Source organism: Silvimonas sp. JCM 19000, assembly GCF_054652575.1.
The window spans coordinates 58,717-83,680 of record NZ_BAAIHC010000010.1 but is presented as its reverse complement, the minus strand read 5'-3'; the positions used below and the strand labels follow the sequence as shown (position 1 = coordinate 83,680).

The 24,964-nt window shown below is 62.2% G+C and carries 29 protein-coding genes; 20 read left to right on the top strand and 9 right to left on the bottom strand.

The features are described from left to right. Nucleotides 1-91 precede the first annotated feature (91 nt). On the top strand, nucleotides 92-739 hold the full coding sequence (locus tag ACYQ1A_RS11160) for a hypothetical protein (protein ID WP_499362095.1): 648 nt from the start codon (nucleotides 92-94) through the stop codon (nucleotides 737-739). Nucleotides 740-803: 64 nt separating this feature from the next. Here ACYQ1A_RS11160 and ACYQ1A_RS11155 read toward each other — a convergent pair whose 3' ends face one another. Together ACYQ1A_RS11155 and ACYQ1A_RS11150 are read right to left on the bottom strand one after the other, a co-directional pair. Further along, complete coding sequence (locus ACYQ1A_RS11155; RefSeq protein ID WP_499362094.1) at nucleotides 804-1,241, bottom strand: MarR family winged helix-turn-helix transcriptional regulator; 438 nt, start codon at nucleotides 1,239-1,241, stop codon at nucleotides 804-806. A gap of 68 nt (nucleotides 1,242-1,309) precedes the next feature. After that, complete coding sequence (locus ACYQ1A_RS11150) at nucleotides 1,310-1,747, bottom strand: Rrf2 family transcriptional regulator (protein ID WP_499362093.1); 438 nt, start codon at nucleotides 1,745-1,747, stop codon at nucleotides 1,310-1,312. A gap of 89 nt (nucleotides 1,748-1,836) precedes the next feature. On the opposite strand from ACYQ1A_RS11150, the gene ACYQ1A_RS11145 reads away from it, so the two are divergent. From ACYQ1A_RS11145 to ACYQ1A_RS11125, 5 genes are all read left to right on the top strand, one after another. Continuing rightward, the gene (locus tag ACYQ1A_RS11145; RefSeq protein WP_499362092.1) at nucleotides 1,837-2,154 is read left to right on the top strand and encodes a metal-sulfur cluster assembly factor; all 318 of its coding nucleotides are present in this window, start codon (nucleotides 1,837-1,839) and stop codon (nucleotides 2,152-2,154) included. After that, entirely contained in the window at nucleotides 2,151-3,215 is a 1,065-nt protein-coding gene (locus ACYQ1A_RS11140; protein ID WP_499362091.1) for a DUF8744 domain-containing protein, read from the top strand. Before ACYQ1A_RS11145 ends, ACYQ1A_RS11140 begins: the two co-directional genes overlap by 4 nt. Before the next feature lie 42 nt (nucleotides 3,216-3,257). Then, on the top strand, nucleotides 3,258-4,469 hold the full coding sequence (locus tag ACYQ1A_RS11135) for an NnrS family protein (protein WP_499362090.1): 1,212 nt from the start codon (nucleotides 3,258-3,260) through the stop codon (nucleotides 4,467-4,469). Between the two features lie 100 nt (nucleotides 4,470-4,569). Beyond that, nucleotides 4,570-5,049, top strand: coding sequence for a VOC family protein (locus ACYQ1A_RS11130; RefSeq protein ID WP_499362089.1), 480 nt, complete (start codon nucleotides 4,570-4,572; stop codon nucleotides 5,047-5,049). 102 nt (nucleotides 5,050-5,151) lie between these two features. Then, nucleotides 5,152-5,937 (top strand): phytanoyl-CoA dioxygenase family protein, encoded by a 786-nt coding sequence (locus ACYQ1A_RS11125; protein ID WP_499362088.1) that lies wholly within the window; start codon nucleotides 5,152-5,154, stop codon nucleotides 5,935-5,937. 33 nt (nucleotides 5,938-5,970) lie between these two features. On the opposite strand, the gene ACYQ1A_RS11120 is transcribed toward ACYQ1A_RS11125, so the two are convergent. Further along, nucleotides 5,971-6,903: an acyltransferase family protein gene (locus ACYQ1A_RS11120; RefSeq protein WP_499362087.1), complete on the bottom strand. Its 933-nt coding sequence runs from the start codon at nucleotides 6,901-6,903 to the stop codon at nucleotides 5,971-5,973. 312 nt (nucleotides 6,904-7,215) lie between these two features. On the opposite strand from ACYQ1A_RS11120, the gene ACYQ1A_RS11115 reads away from it, so the two are divergent. The 9 genes from ACYQ1A_RS11115 to ACYQ1A_RS11075 all read left to right on the top strand — a co-directional run bounded on the left by ACYQ1A_RS11115 (nucleotide 7,216) and on the right by ACYQ1A_RS11075 (nucleotide 16,549). Continuing rightward, nucleotides 7,216-8,073: a PAS domain-containing protein gene (locus ACYQ1A_RS11115; protein WP_499362086.1), complete on the top strand. Its 858-nt coding sequence runs from the start codon at nucleotides 7,216-7,218 to the stop codon at nucleotides 8,071-8,073. A 196-nt stretch (nucleotides 8,074-8,269) separates the two neighbouring features. Continuing rightward, the gene (locus tag ACYQ1A_RS11110; RefSeq protein ID WP_499362085.1) at nucleotides 8,270-10,732 is read left to right on the top strand and encodes a TonB-dependent receptor plug domain-containing protein; all 2,463 of its coding nucleotides are present in this window, start codon (nucleotides 8,270-8,272) and stop codon (nucleotides 10,730-10,732) included. Nucleotides 10,733-10,797: 65 nt separating this feature from the next. Continuing rightward, the gene (locus ACYQ1A_RS11105; protein ID WP_499362084.1) at nucleotides 10,798-11,748 is read left to right on the top strand and encodes an ABC transporter substrate-binding protein; all 951 of its coding nucleotides are present in this window, start codon (nucleotides 10,798-10,800) and stop codon (nucleotides 11,746-11,748) included. A gap of 1 nt (nucleotide 11,749) precedes the next feature. Beyond that, entirely contained in the window at nucleotides 11,750-13,318 is a 1,569-nt protein-coding gene (locus ACYQ1A_RS11100; protein WP_499362083.1) for an FAD-dependent oxidoreductase, read from the top strand. Next, complete coding sequence (locus tag ACYQ1A_RS11095; RefSeq protein ID WP_499362082.1) at nucleotides 13,315-13,653, top strand: 4Fe-4S binding protein; 339 nt, start codon at nucleotides 13,315-13,317, stop codon at nucleotides 13,651-13,653. The genes ACYQ1A_RS11100 and ACYQ1A_RS11095 overlap by 4 nt, the downstream gene beginning before the upstream one ends. A 155-nt stretch (nucleotides 13,654-13,808) precedes the next feature. Continuing rightward, on the top strand, nucleotides 13,809-14,006 hold the full coding sequence (locus ACYQ1A_RS11090; RefSeq protein ID WP_053938895.1) for a CsbD family protein: 198 nt from the start codon (nucleotides 13,809-13,811) through the stop codon (nucleotides 14,004-14,006). A gap of 223 nt (nucleotides 14,007-14,229) precedes the next feature. After that, the gene (locus ACYQ1A_RS11085) at nucleotides 14,230-14,754 is read left to right on the top strand and encodes a hypothetical protein (RefSeq protein ID WP_499362081.1); all 525 of its coding nucleotides are present in this window, start codon (nucleotides 14,230-14,232) and stop codon (nucleotides 14,752-14,754) included. Nucleotides 14,755-14,760: 6 nt separating this feature from the next. Next, nucleotides 14,761-15,819 (top strand): sensor histidine kinase, encoded by a 1,059-nt coding sequence (locus ACYQ1A_RS11080; RefSeq protein ID WP_499362080.1) that lies wholly within the window; start codon nucleotides 14,761-14,763, stop codon nucleotides 15,817-15,819. A 1-nt stretch (nucleotide 15,820) separates the two neighbouring features. Then, nucleotides 15,821-16,549 (top strand): LytR/AlgR family response regulator transcription factor, encoded by a 729-nt coding sequence (locus ACYQ1A_RS11075; protein ID WP_499362079.1) that lies wholly within the window; start codon nucleotides 15,821-15,823, stop codon nucleotides 16,547-16,549. On the opposite strand, the gene ACYQ1A_RS11070 is transcribed toward ACYQ1A_RS11075, so the two are convergent. After that, on the bottom strand, nucleotides 16,512-17,291 hold the full coding sequence (locus ACYQ1A_RS11070; RefSeq protein WP_499362078.1) for a PEP-CTERM sorting domain-containing protein: 780 nt from the start codon (nucleotides 17,289-17,291) through the stop codon (nucleotides 16,512-16,514). The two genes, ACYQ1A_RS11075 and ACYQ1A_RS11070, sit on opposite strands and share 38 nt — an antisense overlap. Nucleotides 17,292-17,532: 241 nt before the next feature. Beyond that, complete coding sequence (locus ACYQ1A_RS11065; protein ID WP_499362077.1) at nucleotides 17,533-18,483, bottom strand: hypothetical protein; 951 nt, start codon at nucleotides 18,481-18,483, stop codon at nucleotides 17,533-17,535. A 197-nt stretch (nucleotides 18,484-18,680) separates the two neighbouring features. On the opposite strand from ACYQ1A_RS11065, the gene ACYQ1A_RS11060 reads away from it, so the two are divergent. From ACYQ1A_RS11060 to ACYQ1A_RS11045, 4 genes are read left to right on the top strand one after another with little or no spacing between them, the layout of a single operon-like run. Continuing rightward, on the top strand, nucleotides 18,681-19,649 hold the full coding sequence (locus ACYQ1A_RS11060) for a SphA family protein (protein WP_499362076.1): 969 nt from the start codon (nucleotides 18,681-18,683) through the stop codon (nucleotides 19,647-19,649). Then, the gene (locus ACYQ1A_RS11055; protein ID WP_499362075.1) at nucleotides 19,649-20,431 is read left to right on the top strand and encodes a hypothetical protein; all 783 of its coding nucleotides are present in this window, start codon (nucleotides 19,649-19,651) and stop codon (nucleotides 20,429-20,431) included. The genes ACYQ1A_RS11060 and ACYQ1A_RS11055 overlap by 1 nt, the downstream gene beginning before the upstream one ends. 31 nt (nucleotides 20,432-20,462) lie before the next feature. Further along, nucleotides 20,463-21,230: a DUF2092 domain-containing protein gene (locus tag ACYQ1A_RS11050; RefSeq protein WP_499362074.1), complete on the top strand. Its 768-nt coding sequence runs from the start codon at nucleotides 20,463-20,465 to the stop codon at nucleotides 21,228-21,230. Nucleotides 21,231-21,241: 11 nt separating this feature from the next. Next, nucleotides 21,242-21,658 carry a hypothetical protein gene (locus tag ACYQ1A_RS11045; RefSeq protein ID WP_499362073.1) on the top strand — a complete coding sequence of 139 codons (417 nt, stop codon included), beginning with the start codon at nucleotides 21,242-21,244 and terminating at the stop codon, nucleotides 21,656-21,658. 83 nt (nucleotides 21,659-21,741) lie between these two features. On the opposite strand, the gene ACYQ1A_RS11040 is transcribed toward ACYQ1A_RS11045, so the two are convergent. From ACYQ1A_RS11040 to ACYQ1A_RS11025, 4 genes are all read right to left on the bottom strand, one after another. After that, nucleotides 21,742-22,035 carry a hypothetical protein gene (locus ACYQ1A_RS11040; protein WP_062226019.1) on the bottom strand — a complete coding sequence of 98 codons (294 nt, stop codon included), beginning with the start codon at nucleotides 22,033-22,035 and terminating at the stop codon, nucleotides 21,742-21,744. After that, entirely contained in the window at nucleotides 22,032-22,904 is an 873-nt protein-coding gene (locus tag ACYQ1A_RS11035) for a hypothetical protein (protein ID WP_499362072.1), read from the bottom strand. Before ACYQ1A_RS11035 ends, ACYQ1A_RS11040 begins: the two co-directional genes overlap by 4 nt. 10 nt (nucleotides 22,905-22,914) lie before the next feature. Next, the gene (locus tag ACYQ1A_RS11030; protein ID WP_499362146.1) at nucleotides 22,915-23,430 is read right to left on the bottom strand and encodes a transglycosylase SLT domain-containing protein; all 516 of its coding nucleotides are present in this window, start codon (nucleotides 23,428-23,430) and stop codon (nucleotides 22,915-22,917) included. Between the two features lie 176 nt (nucleotides 23,431-23,606). Then, a complete protein-coding gene (locus ACYQ1A_RS11025) occupies nucleotides 23,607-24,401 on the bottom strand; it encodes a cysteine hydrolase family protein (RefSeq protein WP_499362071.1) in 795 nt (264 codons plus the stop codon). Between the two features lie 184 nt (nucleotides 24,402-24,585). Here ACYQ1A_RS11025 and ACYQ1A_RS11020 point away from each other — a divergent pair, with 184 nt between their 5' ends. Beyond that, a complete protein-coding gene (locus ACYQ1A_RS11020; RefSeq protein ID WP_499362070.1) occupies nucleotides 24,586-24,930 on the top strand; it encodes a carboxymuconolactone decarboxylase family protein in 345 nt (114 codons plus the stop codon). Nucleotides 24,931-24,964: the final 34 nt, after the last annotated feature.

Here is a 24,964-nt window from a genome sequence, read left to right as displayed (position 1 = left end):
ACTCACACCACGGCGGGTATTTCGTGGCGGCGTCATAAAGATGTGCAGTAATAGCACGATCAATACCAAAAACTGAACAGGGAAGAAATGGATGGCGGTAAAAAGCAAAAAGTCCACGGCAAACCGCGCTGGCATGCTGCTGGCGTTGGCTTTAATGGCGTACTCGGCGGTGGCCCATGCTGATCGCACCGAAATTGCCGGCTTTGATGTCGCGCTGGACCTGCCCGCGCACTGGCACGGCCGCATGACCAGTGCTGCCCCGGCCGGGCAAGTGGCGCGGCCGATGTATTTGATCGAAGCGCCAAATAACAGCGATGACGAGGGCGTGTTCTGCCATGTGATGTCGTCGGTGTACGAGCATCCGGTCAGCGATGCCGCCATCCGCGATGCGCAGACGCTGGATGACAGCAAAAAGCAGGTGCTGCGCGAGCGGGTTTCGCAAATGGTGGGGGTGGACCTGAAGCTGGATCAGGTTGAGCGCGCCCGATTTGCCGAGGTCCCGGCGGCGCGCTTGCATATGCAGGGCAGCAAGCAGGTGCAAAACCGTCAGGCCGATATCCAGCTGCTGATGTGGGCCGGTTCCACGCATGTGCAATCGGTCACCCTGCAATGCGTGGCTGTCAGTGCCAATGGGCCGGACCGCGCCAAAGCGCTGCTACAGAAGATGACGCCGGTATTGAACGGCATGGTGGGATCGCTGCGATTTGAAGCAAAACAGGCGCAGGACGGAACGCAGTAACGCGCCTGGGCCTGAGCTGGCAGCCCCGCCCCAGGCGGGGCTGTTTGCATTCCGGCCGCGTGGCTCAGGCCTTATCGGCGGCTGGCGGCGCCACGTCCGCATCATTGAACGCGGTAATCCGCGCCACGCGGAATACATCCTGCAACGATTGCAGTTCGGCCTCGTGCAAGGTGGCCAGGCGTTCCAGCGTTGCGGCACCTGCCGGCAACAAATGCACTTCAACCAGACGGCGGTCGTGCAGGTTTTTCTGCCGCCGCACCAGCCCGGCGTCTTCGCACCGGCTAATCAAGGCCACCACACCGTGCTGCTGCAATTGCAGACGTTCGGCCAGTTCGCCCACGCTGGCCCAGTCGCGGCCCGGAAAACCACGCACATGCAGTAACAGCAGATATTGCAGCGGGGTAATGCCTTCATGGCGGGCGGCGCTTTCAGAAAAATGCAGAAAACGGCGCAGTTGATAGCGGAATTCGGAGAGGGCTTCGTAATCCTGTTTTTCGAGCATGGCGACTTGGTGTAGCAGCGGGGAGTGACGTCAATATATATCGCGTTGTGACGCTTATGCACGCGGCGTCAGGGCAGCAGTTGCAGCAGGCGCGCCAGTGGCTGCGGTTCGATCAACAAATCGGCCAGGGTATAGCGATCAAGCACGCTGTACATGGCTTCCATTGCCTCGGCCAGCACATGCTTGAGGCGACAGGCCGACTGGATGCGGCAGTGGGCGTTGGCCCGATCAAAGCATTCGACCAGCGCGCTATCTTGTTCGCTGGCGCGCACCAGTTCGCCTATGCAGATGCTGGACGGATCGCGCCCCAGCCGCATGCCGCCGCCTTTGCCGCGTGCAGTTTCGATATAGCCCTGGCGTGCCATCCAGTGCGCCACTTTCATCAGGTGCGCGTCCGAAATGCCGTAGGCGGCGGCGATATCGGCGCGGGTGGCGACGGCGCCGTCGTTCGCGCCCAGATAGAGCAAAGTGCGCAAACAATAATCGGTAAAAACATTCAGCCGCATGCTGCGTCCTTAAAGATATATCTGAGATGTTGATTACAGGCAGACGCGATGATAGCCTGAAACGCGATTTGATCGCTGGACCGCCTGCCATGCCCAATACCACCGAAAACACCATCCGTAACGCCTTGCGCACGGTGCTGGACCCTGAAATCGGCATCAATGTGGTCGATCTGGGGCTGATCTACGCCGTAGACGTTGCCGCACCGACGGTGACCATTCGCATGACCATGACGACGCCAAGCTGCCCCATGGGCAAGCTGCTGCAGGACGAGGTCTACGCCGCAGCCCAGGCCGCACTGGGCGCTGGCTGGCAGCTTGACGTGCAACTGGTGTGGCAACCGGCGTGGACGCCACAGTGCATGTCCGCCGCAGCGCGCACGCATTTTGGCTGGGAACCCGGCCTATGAAAACCCGGCTGGCCTTGCCGTTGTTGGCGCTGGCGGTCATGGCGCTGTTGCTGGGTTTGACTGGCGGCCTGCAGCGCCTGGGCTGGAATCTGCCGCCGCGCAATGGTGTGCTTATCCTCGGCCATGGCCCGCTGATGATCTGTGGCTTCTTCGCCAGCCTGATCGCGCTGGAACGCGCGGTGGCGTTGGGCCAGACCTGGGGTGCCGCCGCACCGTTATTGCTCGCCTTGGGCAGCGTGCTGGCGCTGATGTTGCCGGCGGCGGGCCTGGCTTTATTGCTGTCGGGCGCGGCCGTGCTGGCGCTGGTCACTGCGCTGTTATATCGCCGCCACACCACCCTGTTTAATGCCTTGCTGCTGGCCGCTGTACTGGCTTTGCTATTGGGCGATGCGCTGTGGTGGTGGCGCGGCGTGGTTTATCTGGCCACGCCGTGGTGGATGCTGTTTCTACTGTTGACCATCACCGCCGAACGCCTGGAATTGACCCGCTTGTTGCCGCGCCAGCGCCACAGTCAGACCCGGCTGCTGTGGGTGCTGGCTTTGCTGGTTGCGGGGGCGCTGGGCGCGACGGCGGGCTGGGCTCAGGGCTTGGGCATGGCGCTGGTGTTGCTGGGCAGTTGGCTGCTGCGCTACGACATCGCGCGGCGCAATCTGCGTATGCCGGGTTTGCCGCGCTATATCGCGCTTTGCTTGTGCGCCGGGTATATCTGGTTGCTACTGGCCGGGGCGGTGTTGCTGGTGGATGGCAGCGCTGTGATGCCCGGCCGCGCCAGCTACGACGCGGTCCTGCACGCCGTGTTCCTTGGCTTTGTATTTTCGATGGTGTTTGGCCATGCGCCCATTATCGTCCCCGCCGTCAGCGGCGTGCGGGTGCGCTTTCGCGCCTGGTTCTATCTGCCCCTGGCGCTGTTGCATACCTCGCTGGTCTGGCGCGTCGTGGCCGATCTGATTGCGGATACGCCAGCGTGGCAATGGGCGGGCAGCAGCAATGTGGCCGCGGTATTGCTGTTTGCGCTCGCCTTGTTGCTCAGCGTGCACAGAGCAGCGCCGCGGCGCGCTTAGATCTTCCGGTTTTTATTTAAAGCAGCAGGCAAAGGCATCTCCATGCGCAAATTAATGGCAGCACCGCATCGCGTCGGTTTTTTTATGGGCAGCGTGGTCATGTTGGCCAGCTTTGGGGGCTGGGCATGGTTGCTGGCGCAACGCGCTGCCGGCATTGCGCCGGCGCTTGTGCTGGCGCCGGTCTGGCTGCATGCCGATCTGATGTTGTTCGGCTTTCTGCCGCTCTTCATGCTGGGCTTTATCAACACGGCCGGGCCGAAATGGCTGGGCGTTACCGCGCCGCCGCGCTGGCAATGGGCCGGCTCCACACTGACCTACGCGGGCGGTTCGGTGCTGATTGCCGCTGCGCAAATCGCCGCGCCCTTGCATGCCTTTGGCGATGCCTTGCATGTGCTGGGTTGGGTCTGGGCTGTTGCGATCTGGATCGGCCGCATTCGCTTGAGTCAGGCTTCTGATCAACGTCACGCCCGCATGGTGTTGCTCGCTTTCTGCTGCGGCCTGCTGGCGCTGGTTCTGCAGTGGGCGGCCAGCAGCGCCGCGTCCGTCACTACGGCGGCATGGCTGACGCAAGCGGTGGTCAGCGTGGGCGTGTGGGGCTTTTTGCTGCCGGTGTTTCTGACGGTCAGCCATCGCATGGTGCCGTTCTTTTCCTCGGTGGTGCTGCAGCCATACGTGGTCTGGCGGCCCTATAGCTTGTTGTATGCATGGACCGGCCTGTCGCTGGCGCATGGTGCGCTCGCCATCGGCGCGCTGTTTAGCTCATACGCCAACACCGCCTTGCCCGATTTTGTGTTTGCTGGACTGTTGCTGTGGACCAGCGTGCGTTGGCAATGGCGGCGCAGTTTCCGCGTGCCTTTGCTGGGTATGTTGCACGCCAGCTTTGCCTGGGCGGGCATCGCGCTGCTGTTGTACGCGCTGCAAGCGGCAGCGGCGGCGGGCGGGGTCTATCTGGGCGGACTCGCTCCCTTGCATGCACTGACCATCGGCTTTTTTTGCAGCATGCTGCTAGCCTTTGTGACGCGGGTTACGCTGGGCCATTCCGGCCGTCCCTTGCTGATTGGTCGGGTAACGGCCGTGCTGTACTGGCTGGTGCATGGCGTGGCGCTGACCCGTATCGCGGCCGAATTCCTGCCCGCCCAGGCCAGTCTGCTGCTGGGCGCGGCGGCCGCGCTGGCCTTGCTGACGCTGGCGGCGTGGGCCGCCCACTATGTGCCGATGTACTGGCGGGCGCGGCCCGACGGGCAAATGGGTTAGGGCGCGTTGCGTCCAGCCGTCATGTGCCGGGCCAGACCGCGCCGCGATGGTCTATCCAGAAGAACATTGCGCCACCGATGCGCATTCTTCCGGAGCCGGTATGGTCAGCAAAAACACAATCTGTTTGTGGTACGACGGGACGGCGCAAGAGGCCGCCGAGTTCTACGCGCGCACCTTTCCCGATAGCGCCGTCCACGCCATCCATCACGCGCCGGGCGATTTTCCGTCCGGGCAACAGGGCCAGGTGTTGACGGTGGAATTCAGCGTGCTCGGCATTCCCTGTCTGGGCCTTAATGGCGGCCCGGCGTTCCGGCACAGCGAAGCATTTTCGTTTCAGGTGGCCACCGATGATCAGGCCGAGACCGATCGTTTATGGCATGCCATCGTCGATCACGGTGGTCAGGAAAGCGCCTGCGGCTGGTGCAAAGACAAGTGGGGCCTGTCGTGGCAAATCACCCCGCGGGCCTTGACTGCTGCAGTTACTGATCCCGATCCCGCCGCAGCCAAGCGCGCCTTCGACGCCATGATGACCATGCGCAAAATCGACATCGCCGCCATCGAAGCCGCGCGCCGCGGTTAAGCCGGGGCGCGCGCGGCCCGGTGGATTTTGCGCGGGCGCACTATCATGGATTTTCCCGGGCAACCGCTGCCCGGGGCGTCGGCCCATCCAGCGAGGATTGCAATGCGTTATACCGTCGAACAACACGATGCCTTTGCCGCTGCTTTTGAGCGCGATGGCATGGTGGTTTTGCCGCAGCATTTTTCCGTGCAGAAGTTGCAGGCGTGGCAGCAGGCCTTTGCTGAAATCCTGCGCACCCGCTTGCAGTCCTCCAGCACTGCGGTGCGCGGACAGAACCGGCATTACATTACCTTGCCGTTTAACGGCATCTTTGCCGATGAGGCGATCTTTTGTGACCCGGACATCATCGCCATCGTTGAGCGTGTGGCCGGGGCTGATCCGGTACTGTGCCAACTGGCCAGCGATACGCCCTTGCGCGGTTCCACCTATCAGGACGTGCATCGCGATACGCCCGAATTGTTTGAAGGCGAGGCCGAAACGCCGTCGTTCCAGCTGGCAGTCAACTTTCCGCTGTGCGATGTGACGCTGGAAAATGGCCCGTTTGAAACCACCCTCGGTACGCACCGGATGAACCGCCATGCCGCTATGGCGGCCTATGAGCGCGGCGAGCTACCGCTCAAAGCCATCCCGATGCAGTTGGGTGACGTGATGATTCGTGATGTACGCGCCTTGCATCGCGGCACGCCCAATCATGCCGAAGCGCCACGGCCCATGGTGGTGCTGGGCTACAGTCGGCGCTGGTATTACCGGCCGGAAGTGCACATCGATGTGCCGCGCAATGTCTATCAAGCGCTCAGCCCGCGGGCGCAGCGGCTGTTGCGCACCATGCCGCAGGTTGAGGATGTGATCGAAACCGATGGCGAAGCCTACCAACGCTTTGCCTATTGATGCCAGAACGCGGGCGGGGGCGGCCGTATGTCTTTATAAGGCGTAGCGGGCAAAGTCAGGGGCGTAACGGCGCGCCAGCAGCACCAGGCCCAGCGTGACCACAAATACGCCCAGGGACAGTAGCAGGGTGCGCGGCACCTGCCAGTGCAAGGCCAGCATCAGCACCAGCGGATGCAATAGATAAACCCCGAACGCACAGTTGGACAGCGGGCGCATATCCACGCTCCAGGCCCGGGGCTGGCGAAACAGCAGCAGCCATGTGGTCCACGCCATGGCGAGTGGCCCCACCGCCAGTATCGGCAGGCCACTGCGCACCACCTGACTGGTGACAATCAGCGCCAACACGGCCAGGGCCAACCGACGCGGCCAGACGGGCAGGCTGGTATAGCCGGCAACAAAGATGCCGAAGCAAGTCGATTGCAGCACGCAGCTGTATTCAATAAACGGCGTGCCATTGTGGATGCCCCAATAGGCGATGCCCGGGGCAAACAACATGCTGAGCGCCAGCAGGGCCAGGCCCAGCCAGCTCAAGCGCGCCATGCCCATGCGCTTGCGCGCAAAGTCCAGCGCCACCAGCACCGCAAAGATATAAGGCAGATACCACAGATGAAACATCGAGCCGCCCAGCACGGCTGAGACCAGCCCATGCGAAAACGGAAACGCCGTTTGCCCCCGCGCCACGTTGAAGCCCGCGTAAAACAGATCCCATACCAACCACGGCACTAACAGGCGGCGCGCCCGCAGCGCCACGGGTTTGCCTTTGCCGGCAAAAAAGATCGACAACATGACAAACACCATCAGCCCGGCGTGGGCACCGCTGGACCCCACGCCGCCGCAATGAAACCAGACGATGGCGGCGGCCGACAGCACGCGCAGCAATTCGATGTCTTGCCGCACCGCAGTGCCCACCGCAGTCTGGGGTGGCGCAAACCAGCGCGCGTAGTTTCGGGCGACGACATCGATCACGGTCAGGCTCTCCTTTTATCCTGTGGGGTTGGTTTCTGCACAAGGCCTCGCGCCAACCGGGAGTAAAGAGTCGACATCAAAATTTGCTGTTTGGCGAAAGCTTGGGGTTGTTTATGTGTAAATTTTAACCTTAAAAGCCGCGACAGCAATAGCGTAGTTGGTTAAAAACAACTACATCGACCAACGGAGTGAGCTTGCTTACCTGACAAGCCGCCCAGGCGGGTCGGCCGCCTTGCTGCAACGCAGCGCGACGCGGGCTATAAAGACACCACACCCGCAAAACACCTTCCCCTCATTGCCAGAGTTCATCCCATGTCTGAAACCGACCCTGCTGCGGAGCTAGACCGCTTGCGGCGTGCGCTGGCACGTTCGCAACAACATCTGCAGGCGATGCTGGATAGCGCCACGTTTTACGCCATCGTGATGGCTGGCCTGGATGGCCGGGTTACCGAATGGAACGTCGGCGCGGTCAATATTTTTGGCTGGAGCCGGGCAGAAATCCTTGGCACGCCAGCCAGCATTATCTTTACGCCGGAGGACCGGGCTGCGGGCATCCCCGAGCGCGAAGCGGCCAAAGCGCGTGAAACCGGGCGCGCCGATGACGAGCGCTGGCATATCCGCAAAGATGGTTCACGCTTCTGGGGCTCCGGGCTGGTCATGCCGCTGCGTGAGGACGATGCCATCGTCGGCTACCTTAAAGTGCTGCGCGACAAGGACAACGAAGAGCGCTTGTCGCACACGCTGATACAAAGCCGTTCCGCGCAAGCACCGCTGGACGAATCGCTGTATCGCACCATGGCCAACGTGATGCCGCAGATGGCATGGATGCTCGACGCCAGCGGCGATGTCGTCTGGCTCAACGACCGCTGGCGCGAGTACACCGGCCAGCCCGATCGGGGCGATCTGAATGCGCAATGGATTGCGGCCATACATCCTGATTTCAGTACCCGCGCCAGCACGGGCCTGTTGCACGCGGTGGCCGACGCCAAAGCATGGGAAGACACGTTTCCGATCCGCGATGCCGCCGGCAATTACCGTTGGTTTCTGTCGCGCACCATGGCCACGCTGGATGCATACGGGCATCCGGTGCGTTGGTATGGCACGTCGACGGATGTGCATTCGGTGTATGCGCTGGCGTCAGCGGGTGCGGATGCCCGGCGCAGTGACTGAACCCGGCCCTTAACCCACGCGAGCGCCCGCAAACGACGGCTTTGATGCCGTCGTTTTTTTATGGGCGCGGCTTCATGCGTTGTTTGCATAAAAACCATACGAATTATTGATTTGCCGCAGGCACGTTCGCCCCGTATCGTCGCTACAAAATAATACGTAGCACTTAAATACGACTTCCATATAACCGAAGAAGCGAATGATGCCAGCCCACTTGCCCGCTCGACCCACTCAGCTCGCCCTTGCCATTTCCTTGCTGGCCGCTAGCGGATTTGCTGCCGCCGCCAGCGACAGCGCCACCGTCCAGGATGTGGTGGTCACCACCGGTACGCGCGGTGAACAACGCACCGTGGCCGATAGCCCGGTGCCGATCGATGTGGTCACCAACGATCAACTGACCGCGACCGGCAAAACCGGCCTCAAGGAAATCCTTAATCAGTTGTTGCCCTCGTTCAACCTGCCTGGCATTAACGGCGGCGGTACCTCGTGGACCGTGCGCGCCACCACTTTGCGCGGCCTGACTGGCGATGAAGTGCTCTATCTGGTTAATGGCAAACGCCGCCACAACACGGCTTTGATCAACAACCTGGCGCGTATCGGCAATGGGGGTGTGCCGGTGGATCTGGATCTGATTCCGGTCGCCGCCATCGACCATATCGAAGTGCTGCGCGATGGCGCGGCGGCACAGTACGGCTCGGACGCGATCGCGGGTGTGATCAATATCGTGCTGAAGAAAGGCGACAGCGGCGGCGCAGCCGAAACCACGCTGGGCCAGAACTACGCGGGCGATGGCAAATCCGGCCATCAAACCCTGGACTGGGGTACGCGGCTAGGCCAGGACGGCGGCTTTGCTCACTTTGCGCTGGATGCCAAAGCCAACGAGCCGTCAACGCGGGCGCAGCTCAGCAGCACGCCGCATCCGTACAACCCCTTGCCGAATGGCGCGGCTGATCCGCGCGATCAGACCGTCGACCGCAGCACCTGGGGCCAGAGTTACGGTGCCGGGCGTGACGCCGTGGTCAGTGGTTCGTATAACGCCGAACTGCCGCTGGACAACGTCGAGCTGTATTCCTTTTCCACGCTGGCCTTGCGTAACTCGCGCAAAAACACCGGCAGTTTTTTGCCCAACAACGTCAATTCGCTGCCCGAGGTTTATCCGGACGGTTTCAATGCCTATCGCCGCATTTACGAGACGGATTACCAATTGGCCGCGGGCGCACGCGGTACGGTGGCGGGCTGGAAATGGGATCTAAGCACTACGTATGGCGAAGATCACGCACGGCTGGATGGCGAAAACACGCTTAATGCCACGCTGGGTCCGGGCAGCCCGACCAGTTTTAATCTGGCGTATCAAATCTACGATCAGTGGACCAACAACCTCGACTTCACCAGGGGTTTTGATCTGGGCCTGGCCAAGCCGGTTGATGTATCAGCGGGGCTGGAACACCGCTATGAACGCTATCAGATCAAGCCGGGTAGCCCGCTGGCGTATGCGATAGGCGATTACGTCATCCCCGACGGCTACTACGCTGGCCAGCATCCCCAGCCTGGCCTCGCGTCTTACGCCGCAACGTCGCCAGCGGATGCGGGCGATATCAATCGCAACAACCTGGCGGCATATATCGACGTGGGCGCCGATATCACCAAAGACTGGTACGTGGGCGCGGCGGCCCGGTTTGAGCATTACGACGACAGCGCCGGCAACACGGTGGCGGGCAAGCTGACCACGCGTTATCAATTCCTGCCGGGCTATGCCGTGCGGGGCACGGTCAGCAACGGCTTCAAGGCGCCGTCGCTGGCGCAGCAGATTTTTGCTTCGTCCACCTTTACCGGGCAGGTGGATGCCAACGGCGTCTGGCAGACCTATCCGGTCAAGGTTTTGCCGGTGAACTCGCCGATGGCGCAGGCGCTGGGCGCTGACCCGCTCAAGCCGGAAAAATCGACCAACTTCAGCATCGGCTTTACCGCCGAGCCCACCCGCGCCACGCGCTTGACGGTGGATGCCTATCAGATCCGCATTCGTGATCGCATTGTGCAAACCAGCTTGCTGACCGGCTCGGCGGTCTCGGCCATCCTGGTGGCCAACGGCTTTGCGCCGGGCCAATCGGCGCAGTACTACACCAACGGTGCCGACACCCGCACCAATGGCGTGGATGTGGTGGGCGAATACACCAGCGATTTCAAGCAATACGGCCTGGTCAAATGGAGCGCCGGTTACGCTTGGGACAAGACCGAAATCACGCACCTCAAAAGTACGCCCACCGTGCTGCAAAACCTGGGCTACGCGCTGTTTAACCGGCAGCAGCAAGGCGATCTGACCGTGGGCACCCCGCGCGACAAACTGGTGTTTGGCGGCAACTGGCTGTACGAGCGCTTTACCACTGATCTGCGGCTGACGCGCTATGGCCAGTACACCGAAACCGGCACCGTGGCCAGCAACGACCGGGTTTATGGCGCCAAGTGGATTACCGATCTCGACGTGGCGTTTGAAGCCAGCAAACACGTCACCGTGGCAGTGGGGGCCAACAATCTGTTTGACGTTTATCCGGACAAGATCGGCATTGTCGACGCCAAAACCGGCACCGGCGCGTATGGCAGCTTCTCGCCCTTCGGCATTACCGGCGGCTTCTACTACGCCCGCCTGGCCTACAGCTTTGATTGAGATGTGACCGACCGGGGCCGCCTGTGCGTGCCCCGTTTTGACTGTTAGCACAAGGAAACACCGTCATGCGCTATTCCACTTTCTTCCGCGTCCTTGCCCTGGGCCTGGCCGCCAGTTTTGCCAGCAGCGCGGCCCATGCCGCCGACAGCACCGTGTTGCGCGTCGGCGATCAACGCGGCGGCACCCGCGCCGTGCTGGAGGCATCGGGTCAGCTCAAAGATCTGCCGTACAAGATCGAGTGGTCTGATTTCCCCAACGCCGCGCCGCTGCTCGAGGCACTGCGCGCCAATGCCATCGATGCCGGCGGCGTGGGTGATGCGCCCTTGCTGTTTGCCCAGGCGGCGGGCGCGCCGGTGCGCGGTGTGTCGGCCATCCGCTCCGAATCGCACGGCGTGGCGATCATCGCCAATGCCAGATCGCCGCTGACCAACGCGGCCAGCCTCAAAGGCAAACGCATCGCCACCACGCGCGGCTCTATCGGCCATTACCTGGCGCTGGCGGCTTTGCAAAAAGCCGGACTCAAGCCCACCGATGTGACGTTTGTCTATCTTGGCCCCAGTGATGCCAAGGCGGCGCTGGCGTCCGGAGACGTCGATGCGTGGGCCGTGTGGGACCCGTATGTGGCCATTGCCCAGGTCAACGACAAAGCCAAAGTGGTGGTGGATGGCACCGGTTTGTTGTCCGGCCTGAGCTTTGAAGCCGCCACGGAAGACGCCATCCGCAACAAGCGTGCGGCGCTGAGCGATTTTCTCAAACGCCAGGCCGCCAGCGTGCAATGGGCGACGGCGCATCCGCAGGAATACGCTGAAATCCAGGCCCGAATCACCGGCTTGTCGGTGGCCGTACACAAGTTTGCGGCAGAACGCGCGCGTACCGAGCCCATCGCCATCGACCAGAAAGTGGTGGCCGAACAACAAAAGACGGCCGATGGCTGGCTGGCCGCAGGCGTGATCCCGGCCCGCATCAATGCCAGCCAGGGCCTGGACTCCTCGTTTAATGTGACGGCAGCGCGCTGAGATGAGTGACGGCCTGAATCTGGATGCGGATGTACTGGTGCTGGGCGGCGGCCTGGCCGGAACATGGGCGGCAGTGGCGGCGGCCCGCCGCGGCGCGCGGGTGATCATCGCCGAAAAAGGCTATTGCGGCAGCAGCGGCGTGACCGCCAGCGCCGGGCCCGGCCACTGGTGGGTGCCGCCGGACCCGGAACTGCGCCGCGCCGCCATCGATAAGCGGCTGGCGCTGGCTTATGGCCTGGCCGAACGCGACTGGATGGCGCGCATTATCGATCTGACCTGGCGCACCTTGCCGACCCTGGCGCCGTATTACGCCTTTGCCCGTGATGAGCATGGCGTTACGCAATATCGCGGCCTGCGTGGTCCGGAATATATGCGCGCCATGCGGCAACTGGCACTGGACCACGGCGTGCGTATTCTTGACCAAGCGCCGGCGCTGGAACTGCTGCTGCATGCGGATGGCGCGGTGGCCGGCGCGCGCGGACATCAGCGCCAGGGCGGTTATGACTGGCAGGTGCGCGCCGGGGCGGTGGTGATGGCAACCGGCGGCTGCGCGTTTCTGTCGCCATTGCTTGGCGCGCACACCAATACCGGCGACGGCTATCTGATGGCGGCCGAAGCGGGTGCGGCGCTGTCGGGCATGGAATTCAGCGCCTGTTACACCGTGGCGCAGGCTGGCACCAGCATGACGCGCTCGATGTCGTATGCCTTTGCCACCTATTACGACGCCGCCGGGCAAGAATTGCCCATACCGCGCGGGCCGGATAACAGCAGCCATATCGCCCGCGCCCTGTTACAGGGGCCGGTGTTCTGCAGCCTGCACCGCATGCCCGAGCACATCCGCGCGCAACTGCCGCAGATTTCGCCAAATGTGCTGCTGCCGTTTGTGCGCCAGGGCATCGACCCCTTCCGTGATCGCTTTCGCGTCGAATTGCGCGCGGAGGGCACGGTGCGCGGTATTGGTGGGCTGGATATAGTCAGCGCGGACTGCGCCACCCGTGTGCCTGGCCTGTACGCCGCTGGCGATGCGGCCACGCGCGAATTGATCGCTGGCGCGACTTCGGGCGGTGGTGCGCAGAACTCGGCGTGGGCGCTGTCGTCGGGCCAGTGGGCCGGGCAGGGGGCGGCGGATTATGTGGCGCAAACCGGCTTGCGGCGCAATGCGCGCGTTGAAGCCATCGGCGCTGCGGGCGTGCGGCCGACCACCCAGGCCGCAGCACCGGATCTGGCCAGCGTGCTGGCCACGGTCAAAGCCGAAATGCTGCCGCTGGACAAAAATCTGTTCCGCACTGAGGCGCGTTTGCGCCAGTCGCTGGCGGTGCTGGATCTAACCTGGAATGCCATACGCGAAGGCGGCGGCCGCTTGTATAAACCGCGCTGGCGCGAAGCCGCTGCACTGGTTGCCACCGCGCGCTGGAGCTATCGCGCCGCGTTGGCCCGTACCGAAAGCCGTGGCATGCAGCAACGGCTGGATTACCCCGGCACCGATCCCGCGCTGGCGCGGCGGCTGGTACAACACGGCGTTGATCAGCCACAGTGGCTGACGCGCATCCACGAGGAGGTCAGCGCATGATCGAATGGATATCCAGCGACCGCTGCACTGGCTGCAACCAGTGCGTGGCGGTGTGCCCGACCAATGTGTTGCAGGCGCGCGGTGCGGGCGTGCCGCTGATTGCGCGGGCGGACGATTGCCAGTCCTGTTTTGTGTGCGAGTTGTATTGCAAGGCCGACGCCATTTTTGTGGGCGGACTGTTTGACGCCTCCACCGGCGTAACTGAAGCCGAAGCAGTGGCGCAGGGCTGGTTAGGGCAATACCGCAAACACTCCGGCTGGGACGAATGGGCCGACCACTACGCCAACGAACACTGGCGCATGGACCGCGTCTTTGCCTTGGCCCGCGCCGGTTGAGCCGCATAGGGCGGGCCTGGACCCACCGTATGGATGTGGTCGGCGTGCGGGCATTGCTTTGGGCGATACGCCGACGTGGGGTCGGGCACCTGGCTGATCGGTGCGGGGCGGCGTATTGCGTAGCATGAACTCGTCAAACTGACCCGGAGAACATCATGAACAAAGCACAAATCGAAGGTCGCGTTGAAGAAGCCAAGGGCGCTATCAAGGAAACCGTCGGCAAGCTGACCGGCAATACTGCCCAGCGTGTCGCCGGCAATATCCAGAAGAACGCCGGCAAGGCCGAAGCCAACGTGGGCGATATCGCCAACGAGCTGGACAAGAATGCGCCGGATCGTCGTATCGGCCACTAAGCGCCATACCTACGGTGTAGATGAAAAGGCTCGCAGCAATGCGGGCCTTTTTGTTTAACTGCGGCGGGCCGTCGCGCAGGGGCTACATTTGCCCCATGCAATTCATCGCCGTTTTCGACAACTCATCCGCGCGGGCTGCAACCGGTCGCACGCGCAAAACAGCCTGCCCGCCGCTGCCTACACTGGCCTCACTCCCACAGCACATTCAACACGAGGCCACATCATGCAACACGTTCCTGACTACGTTTATCTGATCCTTGCCGTCCTGGTTTATATCGGCATCAAACGTTGTTTTGCCAGCGTGATGCGGCCGGAGCGTTTGCTGTTGTTTCCGGCGCTGATGTTGTTCAACGGTTACGACAGCCTGCCTGGCCTGTTGCCCGCGTTGAATGACAGCGCAATGATCGCCGCAGGCCTCACCCTCGCCGCTGGCGCATATATCGGCTGGCAACACGCCGCGCGCTGGACGCTGCATTTCAGCGCCGATGGCAAGCAAGTGCGGGTGCCCGGCGATTACAGCCTGCTGCTCAATATTCTGGTCAGCTTTGCCTTTGAATTTGTGCTGCACGCTGCGCATTCCATGCATGCGGGCTGGTTGCATTCGGCCAGCGCCACCGCCGCTGCGATGGCGATCTGGGGCTTGTTGGTGGGCATGCCGTTGGGCCGCGGCATCAATGTGTTGGTTCGTCGTGGTCAGGCACAGGCAAATGCCCTTAGCATGGACCCCGTTTCCACCACGCTGCGTTAATCCACGATGCCGACCCTGTTCACTGCACGCACCGCCAAGCTGCCCGGCCTGGCCGGTGCGTTTAATCGTCCGGCATTTTTGTTGTGGCTACTCATCCTTAATAGTCTGGTGGGTCTGTGCTTCTGGGCCGGACTAAGCCGCGGGCCGCTGTGGCCCGATTTGTTGATCGCCAACTGCATCGGCTATAGCGTGTTTGGCCTGGTGCGTTTGCTGCGGCGCTGGCCGCAAATACCCAACGGACTGCGCGTGCTGATTGCTGGGCCGCTGGGCGTGATTATCGGATTCGAACTGGCCGCCTTGCTGGTGGGCAGCCCGTCGCCGTGGCTGCACGACCCCGCCGCGTGGCTGCACGCTTTGCCCAGCTTTCTGATTGCGGGCGTGACCTGCGCCTTTTTGTCGGTGCTGCTGCAAAGCAGCCAGATCAAGGCCGCGCTTGAAACCGAACGCCGCCAGGCGGCCGAGCTGCGCCAGTCCGAAACCGCGGCCAAGCTGGCCATGTTGCAGGCGCAGATCGAACCGCATTTCTTGTTTAATACTCTGGCCAATGTGCAAAGCCTGATCCATCGCGAGCCGGACCAGGCCAGCCGCATGCTCGATCATCTGAACCGCTATCTGCGCGCCAGCCTTGGCCGTACCCGCAAGGCGCAAACGCTGTTGCAAGAAGAACTGGAACTGGTCGAAGCGCTGTTGCAGATCGCCGCCATCCGCCTCGGCGAACGTCTGGCTTATCGCATCGATGTGCCAGCCGCTTTGCGTGGCGTGCCTTTGCCGCCCTTGTTGTTACAGCCGCTGGTAGAAAACGCGGTCTCGCACGGCATCGAACCCGCCATCCACGGCGGCGAAATCGTGATCAGTGCCCGCGCAGTGGAAGGTGTGCTGACGCTACAGGTTTGCGACAGTGGCGCGGGCCTGGGCCAGAGCGGGCGTGCCGGTGGCGGCGTGGGGCTGAGCAATGTGCGCAGCCGCTTGCAGACCTTGTATGGCGACCGCGCCCGGCTGCAGGTGAGCGCCAATGCCGAGCGCGGCGTGACCGCGCTGCTTGAATTACCCTTGCAAGGAGTTTGATTTGCCCACCGCACTGATCGCCGATGACGAACCCAATCTGGCCACCGAACTGGCCGATCGCCTCGGCCGCTACTGGCCCGAGTTGCAGATCGTCGCCATGCCGCGTAATGGTCCCGACGCGCTGGCGGCGTTGAATACGCTGAAACCGGATTTTGCCTTTCTCGACATCCGCATGCCTGGCCTCGATGGCATGCAAGTGGCGCGTCTGGCCAGCGGTAGCCGCGTGGTGTTTGTGACGGCGTATGACGAATACGCCGTGGACGCCTTTGATACCGCCGCGGTCGATTATCTGCTCAAGCCGATCAACGATGAACGCTTGCTCAAATGCATTAGCCGGCTGCAACGCGGTGATGCCGCCGCCCCCACATCCACGGCAACCATCCCGGCCGCGCCTGCCGCCAGCGACCTGATCCAGTGGCTCACCGTGGGGCTGAACGATATTACCCACCTGGTCGATGTGGCCGACGTGGTGTATTTCCAGGCCTCCGACAAATACACCGAGGTCATCACGCGTGAAAAACGTCATCTGATTCGCACGCCGCTCAAGGAGCTGGCGCAACGGCTGGACCCAACGCGCTTTGCCCAGGTGCACCGTGGCGTGATCGTGCAACTGGCCGCCATCGACCATATCCAGCGCGATTTGCTCGGCCGGCTGCGGATACATCTGCGTCAGCACGGCGATGTACTGCCGGTCAGCCGCGCTTATGCCGGGCTGTTCCGCCAGATGTGATCAAACCACTGGCGCGGCGCGCCAACAGGCCCACTACGCCGCAGCCGAGCAGCGCCCAGGTTTCCGGCTCGGGCACCGGGGTCAAGCGTGAGACCGTGGCGTTGATACCGAAAACGTCGCGCTCGCCGTAGCTGTCTACAAATGTGCCGGAAGAGCCGCCCTTGTCCCACTCATACATGCTCTGCCAGGTCACGCTGGTGATCGCACTGGGGCGGTAGTCAGCGGTCTGGTAGGTCGGGTTCTGGTAGGCCTGGAAAAAGCGGTAGAGCAGCGCGGGATCGCCGTTTTCATCGGTGGTGGGCAGGCTGAAGCCATCATTGGTAAAGTCAAAACCAGTGACGGGCGTGCCGACATAGGTCAGCGTCTGGTCGGGCACAAAGCTGGGCAGCGGACTCCCGTCATAAGGGATCAGTCCGATTGGCGCACCATAGGTCGCAAAATCCAGGCTGAAGCCGTTTTTGGCGGTGATGGTGATATCGACCGACCGGCTCCAGTGGTCGCCGGTGGAAAAGTCGGGCATGGCCACCACAAATTGCGGCGAAAACTCGGTGCTCAGTTCGCGCGTTACGCCATCGACCATGATATTGCCGGTGCCGCCAAAAGCGGCCTTGACGAGCTCCGGCGTCGGGCTATCCGGGCCGACGCTGTAGCTGATGGTCATGGCATCCGAGTCATACAACACCACGGCCCACGCCGCCGGTGAGCAGGCCATTCCGGCCAGCAATATACATAAAGCGCGCATCGTGTATCTCCTTGCAGCCACAGAGTCGGGTCTGACTCCCTCGGCTTATTCAGGCACATCCACGCCGCACTGGCTGCTGCGATCAAACAATAACGCGACTGACGGTGACGCATAGACCCATCCCGCTGGCATAGGGTGGGGCAAGACCCACCCTCCAGCGTGGCGCGCAAAAAACGCAGCCCGTGGCTAGGGCTTTGGAGGGTGGGTCGCGACAGGGACGCCGAGTCCCACCCGATGTGATCTAGAAACTGACCGCCAGGCCCAGCGATGCGCCGTGCACATTGTTGCCGAACACATAACGCGCAACCAGGCGCGTGCGGGTGATTACGACGTGGTATTTGCTCGAATCAAACTCGATGCCCGCGCCCAGTGAAGTCAGATCGTTAAAGCCGAGTGCGCCGCGCAGCTGGCCCAGATATTCGGTGTGCGCCAGTTCCAGCACGTAGCGCACCGGGCGGTCCATTAATTGCCAGCCGGTGGGGGCGCGGTAGCGCGTCCACAGACCAAAGCTTTGCGCTGTGGCCTCACCGTGCAGTTCGCCGCCAAAACTATGCATCGGAATATTGGCGTAGCGCAGTTCCAGCTCGTATTCATAGGCGGGCGTGAAATCCTCATACACCAGCATCATGGAGCCGCCCAGGCCGTACACATTCATGGTGCCGCCATCCAGAAAACCGAAGTCGCGCCCGGTGTAGGCGTTGACGGCCCAGTCGGCCACGCGAATGTCACTGGCAACCTTGCCGACCGAGGCATTCAGGATCGGCCGCAGCCGCAATTTGGGCGTGAGGAAAAAATCCCAGCCTATGCCTGCACTGACGTTGATCGTATTCCAGCGCAGCGGCAAAAAGCGGTCTTCGCTGCCGTTGCTGGCCACAAAGGTGGGGTCATAGCGGGTGTAGCCGAGCATGCCTTCCAGGTACACCGGAAAACTATCGCTCAGCGTGGCGCCGCCGCCTAACTGGGTGGACCACAAGCCAGGATTGCCCGATTCCGCGCTGTTGATCGAGAGCGAACTGGTGGTCACGTCCGGCACCACCGAGTAGCCCATCATCGCCACCACACCGTTGGCGCGCTTTTGCACGTTCTGACCGATCAGTTCAAACGGCGCGCTGGCATCGGCACGGGCGCCATGGGCCATGCATGCCAGCAAAACCAGCCCGGCAGAGCGCAACAAGGCAGAAATGCGTGGCATCGGTGGCCCTCAAATCAGAGTTACAACATAGAAGCGCCCGCGCGGTTTTTACAAAATGCATTTTGCTTTGTGAGATAGCGACAGCTATACCTTGAAGCAAATTTGTAAGCAAAGCGCAGGCTTTGCGTACGTTGTATATCAGCGTCGTAGAGCGCGCCATATATGATTGTTCCCAGATTCCCGCCAGGAGTTTTTAAATGTCTGTTTCGAGAAAGTTTTCTTTGGTCCACTTTGCTGTGACTGCCGCGCTGCTGGCCGGCACGGGCGCAGCATGGGCGACGGAAGGCGGTGCGGGGCGGCCGATTACCGGCCAGATCATCAACCCCATGGCAGGCATCGTGCCGCCCGCGCCGGGTGAAGTGTTTGCCACCGTGTCGAGCATTTATTACGACGGCTCGCTGGGTGGCAGCAAGCAGTTGCCACTGGGCAATACCGTGGTGGCCAATGTCGATATGAAGGTGTCGTACAACTACCTTGGCCTTAGCTACATCTGGAAAACCGAACCGAGCGCATGGAGCTACGCCTCCGGCATCGTGTTGCCGTTCCAGTACACCGACATCAGCGGCAGCCTTACCGGTTCGGCCGGCTTGCTGAATAAATCGGGCAGTGATTCGTCCACCCAGATGGCCGACATCCTGTTTGTGCCGCTGGCCATCGGGTATCACTTCAGCAAGACCGAGCATATGGCGCTCAGCCTGCAGTTCTATGCGCCCACCGGCAGCTATGACGCCAACCGCCTGGCCAATGCCGGGCAGAACACGTGGACCTTCATGCCCAGCCTGGCCTACACCAAAATCCTGCCCGAAAGCGATATCGAACTGTCGGGCACGTGGGGGCTGGAGTTTTATTCGCCCAATAGCGATACGCACTATCACAACGGCGCCATCACCACGCTGGATTTGACGGCCATCAAGCGCTTTGCCTCAGGTTGGGGCGGCGGCGCCGTGTTTGGCTGGATCCAGCAGATCAGCGACGACACCGGTGGCCTGGCCAACGAAATCGGCAGCAACCGCGGCCGTACCCTCGGCCTCGGGCCCATCCTGACCTGGCAAGGCAAAGCGGGCAAAACGCCGGTGTCGGCCAGCCTGCGCTGGGTTAGCGAATTTGATGTGGCCAACCGGCCGCGCGGTAACGGAATTCAACTGAACGCCACTGGACAATTCTGATGCTCAAACAGCTCTGGGCCTGCGCCTTGCTTGCCACTTTTGCTAACGCCGCAGCATGGGCGGATAGCGCCGATGACGCCAACAAAAGCAATAACCCGCTTAACCCGGCCCCAGGGCTGAATTTTCAGGATTACTACGTGCCGACGCTGTTTGGCAGCGACAAATACACCAACGACTTTTTGTTGCGCGGCACGCTGCCGATTGCGCCCGGCGTGCTGCCGGTACCGCAGTTGTTGCGCGCCACTGTACCGATCAGTACGCGGCCTGATCCCGCCGGGGGCTATTCGACGGCGCTGGGCGATATCAATCTGTTTGATATCTTTTTGTTTGGCGCCAACGGCATGGAATTCGGGATCGGCCCGCTGCTGACCATGCCCACCGCCACGCACGATTATCTGGGCACCGGCAAATGGCAGGGCGGTCTGGCCGCGGTTGTGGTCAGCCCGACCAAACAGCGTTTGCTGGGCGCGCTGGTGCAATGGCAGCACTCGTTTGCGGGTGACGACGATCGCAGCAATACCAACAGCGCCACTTTCCAGCCCTTCCTGATCTACAACCTGCCCGAAGGCTGGTACCTGCGTTCCACCGGCACGTGGACGTTCAATCTGAATAACGGCGAAGGCTACATTCCGCTGGGCTTTGGTGCGGGCAAGGCATGGAAAAGCGGCCAGACCGTTTACAACATGTATGTCGAACCACAAGCCACGGTCTGGCATGAAGGCGAAGGCCAACCTCACTGGACCCTTTTCTTTGGTCTGAATCTGACCCTTAACGGGCTATAACCGATCCGCAGCATGCTGCGGCAAGGACATCATGAAACCTGTACTTGAACCCCTATGCCTGGCGCTGGCCGTGCTGGCTGCCAGCACGGGCCAGACGTGGGCGGATGATCCCGTCAGCGTTGATCCGCAAGCCACGCAGGCGCTGCTCAAGATGGGCAGCTATCTGCGCACCTTGCGCCAGTTTACCGTCAGCGCCGCCAGCACCACCGACGCGGTAGATGACGCGGGCCAGACGCTGCAGTTTGCCAACCAGACCGAGCTGAAGGTGCAACGGCCCAACCATCTGCAAGGCTGGGTCAAGGGCGATGACGGCACGCGTTCGTTCTTCTACGACGGCAGCACCTTTACGCTGCATGGCACCGAAAACAATTTCTACGCCAGCGTACCGGCCCCGGCCACCATCGCCGAACTGGTGGCGGATCTGGCCAGCAAATATGGCCTGGAAACGCCGCTGGCTGATCTGTTTTATTGGGGCACCGGCACCCAGCCCGAGCTGGCATCGGCCCAGGTAATCGGCGAAGAACGGCTGGATGGCCAGATCTGCACCCATTACGCCTTCCGCCAGCCCGGCGTGGACTGGCAAGTGTGGATCCGCAAAGGCGCGCAGCCCTTGCCGTGCAAGCTGAGCATTATTGATGCCGAGAACGCCGCGCGGCCGCAACACACCGCCACGCTCAAGTGGCAACTGCAGCCGCATTTTACTGATCAGACGTTCCACTTTGTGCCGCCAGCCGGTGCGCGGCGGATCGTGTTGCGCCCGCTCGATGCCTCGGCCCCAGCGGCCGACCCGGCGCAATGACGGAGCCCCTCATGCAAGCGAAATCCATCGTAGTGAGCATGGTTGCGACGGCGTTGCTGCTGGCGTTTTCTGTAGATGCCAAGGCCTGGGTTGCAGGTCGGACCGTGGTTGGCCCCAATGGCGGCGTGGTGCATAGCGGCGCGGCCGGGGTGGCGCCGGTACGGCCCCCCCCGCCACCCCCGGGCTACCGGCCACCGCCGCCGCCACCCCCGGGCTATTACGGCCATCCGGTTGCCACCGCAGCGGCAGTGACGGCCACCGTGGCGGTGACGGCAGCAGTGGTGGGCAGCATCGTGCATTCGATCCCGCCCAGTTGCACCGCCGTCATCGTCAACGGGCTGACGTATCAGCAATGCGGCAGTACCTGGTATCAGCCGCAATATGTCGGCACCAGCGTGCAGTACGTGGTGATCAACCCGCCGCGCTAATGTGCAGAACACGCAACAAGGGGCAGGGCCGTAGGCGGCGCTGCCCCTTTTTTTATGCGATGGATGCAACTGCTGCGCCCGGCTCAGGCCATGCGTTTGAGCGTGCTGAGCAGGTTGCCAAGGCTGCTGATGGCGGCTTGCACGGTCGCGGCTTTGTCCATTTCTTCCTGCACCCGCTTTAACTGCGCCTGGTCGGCCGCAGTGACTTTGACGCCGCGCATAAACAAGGCCTCGCGCGTGGCGCTGAGCTGGCTGGCCACGGCGCTGGCCGCTTGTTGCAGCCGCAGTTTGTCGGCGCCATTGGCACACGCGTACTGGTCGTACAGCGCGTCCAGCGTGGCCTGGGCGCTGGCGAATTCGTCGGGGATGGCAGTCATGTTTTGTTCTCCTTGCAGGCGGACCCGGCAATCAAGGGAGTCGCCGCCGCGCGTTGCCAGGCCGGGTCGGCGGCGATGTCGGCCTGCACTTGCTCAAAGCGTGCGCTGGTGCTTGCTGCACTGGCGCTGTGCAGGCCGGCCGTCAGTGCCATGCCGCGCTGCAGCCCGGCGATGGCATCGCCCAGCGTGAGCGTGTCGTAGCGGGCCAGCAGTTGATCAAGCTGACGGCCTTGTTCGACCGCCGCAACCGTCAGTTTAAGTGCGGCCAGATGTTGTTGCTCGTACTGAGCTATGCCCTGCGCCAGTTGATCAAACTGCGTTCGCGCCTGCGCTTGCTGGCCCGCCACCGCTGCGGCTTTGAACTGGCTGAACTGCAGATGCAATTGCAGTGGGTAGAGCGGGTGGGCGTTCAGATCGCTGGCAAAATCCGCCAGTTGCCCGGTCAGGTGCGCCACCGCCTGGCGGCCGCACGCCACCGCACTGGCGCCGGCCCATGCGGCTTGCGGCAGATTTTGATACGTCTGAGCCAACAAGCGGTAACTGGCACCCAGTTGATCAAAGCGTTGCTGGATGTGCTGCTGTGCCGCCGCGGGCTGCAGCTGGCCCAGCGTACCGACCGCATCAGCAAACTGCGCGGCCTGCATCCCGCGGCTGGCGACCGCGGAATACAACAGCTTGAACTGGGCATCTGCCGTGGTTGGCGCGGGCGCGTTGTATTGCGCAAACAATTGCGCGTAGGCATCCAGCGCTTGTTGCGCGGTGGCGGCAAAGCTTTGTGCGGTTGCCAGCACGGCATTGGCCTTGTCCTGGGTACAAGCCGTCCCCGCCAGCGCGGCACAGAGCAGCGCTGGTATCAAATAGCGAGCCATGGCGCCAACCTTAGCCAGCGTTGTCCGGCAGCAGGCCTTTGTTCAGCTTGTCGCGGATTTTGCTGGCGGTTTCGCCTTTGGTGATCTGGCCGTTCTTGTCCAGATCCAGCCCGGCGTTCTGCACATAGCGTTTGGGATGGGCCGCGTCGTTCTTGTCGAACAACACATAATCTAGCGGTTTGCCAATGGCGGCGGGCCAGAGGATGGCCATGTAGACGTCTTCGAGCGACTGCAGCCGGCCTTTGCTGGGCAGAAAATATTTCTCGACAAAATCGAGCTGCTGCACATTGCTCATGGCGGCCAGTTGATCCGTGCTGGTGCCCAACGCCTGCGCGGTGGTGGGCATGAACTGGATCAGCCCGACCGCACCGCTGCCCGCCGCATTACGTACCGAGGCGCTAAAGCTCTCGCCCGACTCAAATGCCATGCAGGCCATCAAAAAGTTCGGATCAACCCCCAGATTGCTGCCGATCTGCGTTACCCGATTTGCAAAGTCCGCCGATACTTTTTTGCCCCAAGCCAGCATGATCACGCCTCCCGCCACACACAGGCGGATGCCTGCGCTCAGCCCTCAGACTAGGGCATGCACGGCGTGGGCAAGCGCGCTTTGTCGGTGTCAGTCTGACCAGTGGAGGCTTGTGGCTTGTCCAGTAGAAAATGATTAAAAACAAGCACATACCGTGCTGTTTGTTAGCGCCGGTCTTAGACGTGCTGCGCGGCCAGCCACTCGGTGCTGCGGCACAGCCTTGCGCCCAGCGCGGCCATGTCCTGCAAAAAGATCTGGCCTTGTGCCTCAAAGCCGGTGACCGGGCTGGCACAGTCGGTCAGCAGCACCAGTTTGCGGGCGAAATCCGGGCCCAGATGTTTGACCAGCGTGCGTACCGAACTGGCCACGCAATGCGATAGCGCTTCGCCGCCCACCAGAATGACATCGGCGGCACGCAGGCGCTGCGTTTGCGCCGGATTGAATTGGGTCTGGACATCGTCGGCCAGCGGCAGATCGGCCTCATAGGCGGAAAAATGTTCGGTATCCGGATTAAGGCCTTTGAACTGATAGTTCACCGGCGTCAGCGTGGTCTGTTCATAGGCATCCAACGCCGCGCGCAAAACATCCGGAATGCCATGGCCCCATGTACCAACCAGACAATGTGGCGGCCAGATCAGCAAAGGCACGGCTGCAAGGTAGTCCCGCACATAGGCCAATTTGTCGGTGCGGCGCGGGCGCCAGTGACCATGGTCGATATCCTGCAGCGTAATGCCGGTAAACGGCGCGGGGGCGTGGCCGTGGGCGTCTTGCCAATAAGCAGGGTGGGCGATGTCATACAGATGGTGCGAATCGAGGGTGACGGTAATGCCTTCGAGCGCGCTGCCGTATTGCTCGATCAACTGCGCCAGCCGCCCCAGATCGGCCATGGCACCCGGCACGGGCAGGGCGGCGTCGGGCTGGTCACAGAAGTCATTTTGCGGATCGATAATCAATAGTTCGGTGCGGGGCATGGCGCGGTTTCCGGCAGGTTGCAAGGCAGCCGCCAATATCGCCGAAAGCGTCGTCTGGCCGCAACTGGCGCGGCGCAACATGCAGCCGGTGAGCGGTCATTCCAAAGCCGTGTTGAAGGGGCCAGACTAGGCCGGACCCGCGCCGCGTGGACGGGTCAGTTCCCCCCACGATGGAGCTCAAATCATGTTGGCATGGAATGACTACCGCAAGGCGCTGTTCAAACGCATCGGCGAAATTGCCGCCCTCTCGCCCGACACCGTCAAGGGTTACCAGACCTTGTCGGGTGCGGGGCAAAAAACCAATCATCTGGATGCCAAAACGCGCGAGCTGATCGCGCTGGCGGTGGCGGTCACTACCCGCTGCGATGGTTGCATTACCGTGCACACGGCGGAAGCGCTGAAGCATGGCGCGTCGAAGGAAGAAATCTCGGAAGCGCTGGGTGTGGCGGTGGCGCTGAACGCCGGTGCGGCGCTGGTGTATTCGGCAAGGGTGATGGATGCGGTGGAGGCGGTGCAGCTCGGCACGTAAGCCAAAAGCCACCACGCTATCGCATAGGGTGGGT

Bases quoted from the DNA above. Each gene is read 5' to 3' on its own strand.
- ACYQ1A_RS11160 (WP_499362095.1), top strand. From the start codon at position 92: ATGGCGGTAAAAAGCAAAAAGTCCACGGCAAACCGCGCTGGCATGCTG.
- ACYQ1A_RS11155 (WP_499362094.1), bottom strand. From the start codon at position 1,241: ATGCTCGAAAAACAGGATTACGAAGCCCTCTCCGAATTCCGCTATCAA.
- ACYQ1A_RS11150 (WP_499362093.1), bottom strand. From the start codon at position 1,747: ATGCGGCTGAATGTTTTTACCGATTATTGTTTGCGCACTTTGCTCTAT.
- ACYQ1A_RS11145 (WP_499362092.1), top strand. From the start codon at position 1,837: ATGCCCAATACCACCGAAAACACCATCCGTAACGCCTTGCGCACGGTG.
- ACYQ1A_RS11140 (WP_499362091.1), top strand. From the start codon at position 2,151: ATGAAAACCCGGCTGGCCTTGCCGTTGTTGGCGCTGGCGGTCATGGCG.
- ACYQ1A_RS11135 (WP_499362090.1), top strand. From the start codon at position 3,258: ATGCGCAAATTAATGGCAGCACCGCATCGCGTCGGTTTTTTTATGGGC.
- ACYQ1A_RS11130 (WP_499362089.1), top strand. From the start codon at position 4,570: ATGGTCAGCAAAAACACAATCTGTTTGTGGTACGACGGGACGGCGCAA.
- ACYQ1A_RS11125 (WP_499362088.1), top strand. From the start codon at position 5,152: ATGCGTTATACCGTCGAACAACACGATGCCTTTGCCGCTGCTTTTGAG.
- ACYQ1A_RS11115 (WP_499362086.1), top strand. From the start codon at position 7,216: ATGTCTGAAACCGACCCTGCTGCGGAGCTAGACCGCTTGCGGCGTGCG.
- ACYQ1A_RS11110 (WP_499362085.1), top strand. From the start codon at position 8,270: ATGATGCCAGCCCACTTGCCCGCTCGACCCACTCAGCTCGCCCTTGCC.
- ACYQ1A_RS11105 (WP_499362084.1), top strand. From the start codon at position 10,798: ATGCGCTATTCCACTTTCTTCCGCGTCCTTGCCCTGGGCCTGGCCGCC.
- ACYQ1A_RS11100 (WP_499362083.1), top strand. From the start codon at position 11,750: ATGAGTGACGGCCTGAATCTGGATGCGGATGTACTGGTGCTGGGCGGC.
- ACYQ1A_RS11095 (WP_499362082.1), top strand. From the start codon at position 13,315: ATGATCGAATGGATATCCAGCGACCGCTGCACTGGCTGCAACCAGTGC.
- ACYQ1A_RS11090 (WP_053938895.1), top strand. From the start codon at position 13,809: ATGAACAAAGCACAAATCGAAGGTCGCGTTGAAGAAGCCAAGGGCGCT.
- ACYQ1A_RS11085 (WP_499362081.1), top strand. From the start codon at position 14,230: ATGCAACACGTTCCTGACTACGTTTATCTGATCCTTGCCGTCCTGGTT.
- ACYQ1A_RS11080 (WP_499362080.1), top strand. From the start codon at position 14,761: ATGCCGACCCTGTTCACTGCACGCACCGCCAAGCTGCCCGGCCTGGCC.
- ACYQ1A_RS11070 (WP_499362078.1), bottom strand. From the start codon at position 17,291: ATGCGCGCTTTATGTATATTGCTGGCCGGAATGGCCTGCTCACCGGCG.
- ACYQ1A_RS11065 (WP_499362077.1), bottom strand. From the start codon at position 18,483: ATGCCACGCATTTCTGCCTTGTTGCGCTCTGCCGGGCTGGTTTTGCTG.
- ACYQ1A_RS11060 (WP_499362076.1), top strand. From the start codon at position 18,681: ATGTCTGTTTCGAGAAAGTTTTCTTTGGTCCACTTTGCTGTGACTGCC.
- ACYQ1A_RS11055 (WP_499362075.1), top strand. From the start codon at position 19,649: ATGCTCAAACAGCTCTGGGCCTGCGCCTTGCTTGCCACTTTTGCTAAC.
- ACYQ1A_RS11050 (WP_499362074.1), top strand. From the start codon at position 20,463: ATGAAACCTGTACTTGAACCCCTATGCCTGGCGCTGGCCGTGCTGGCT.
- ACYQ1A_RS11045 (WP_499362073.1), top strand. From the start codon at position 21,242: ATGCAAGCGAAATCCATCGTAGTGAGCATGGTTGCGACGGCGTTGCTG.
- ACYQ1A_RS11040 (WP_062226019.1), bottom strand. From the start codon at position 22,035: ATGACTGCCATCCCCGACGAATTCGCCAGCGCCCAGGCCACGCTGGAC.
- ACYQ1A_RS11035 (WP_499362072.1), bottom strand. From the start codon at position 22,904: ATGGCTCGCTATTTGATACCAGCGCTGCTCTGTGCCGCGCTGGCGGGG.
- ACYQ1A_RS11030 (WP_499362146.1), bottom strand. From the start codon at position 23,430: ATGCTGGCTTGGGGCAAAAAAGTATCGGCGGACTTTGCAAATCGGGTA.
- ACYQ1A_RS11025 (WP_499362071.1), bottom strand. From the start codon at position 24,401: ATGCCCCGCACCGAACTATTGATTATCGATCCGCAAAATGACTTCTGT.
- ACYQ1A_RS11020 (WP_499362070.1), top strand. From the start codon at position 24,586: ATGTTGGCATGGAATGACTACCGCAAGGCGCTGTTCAAACGCATCGGC.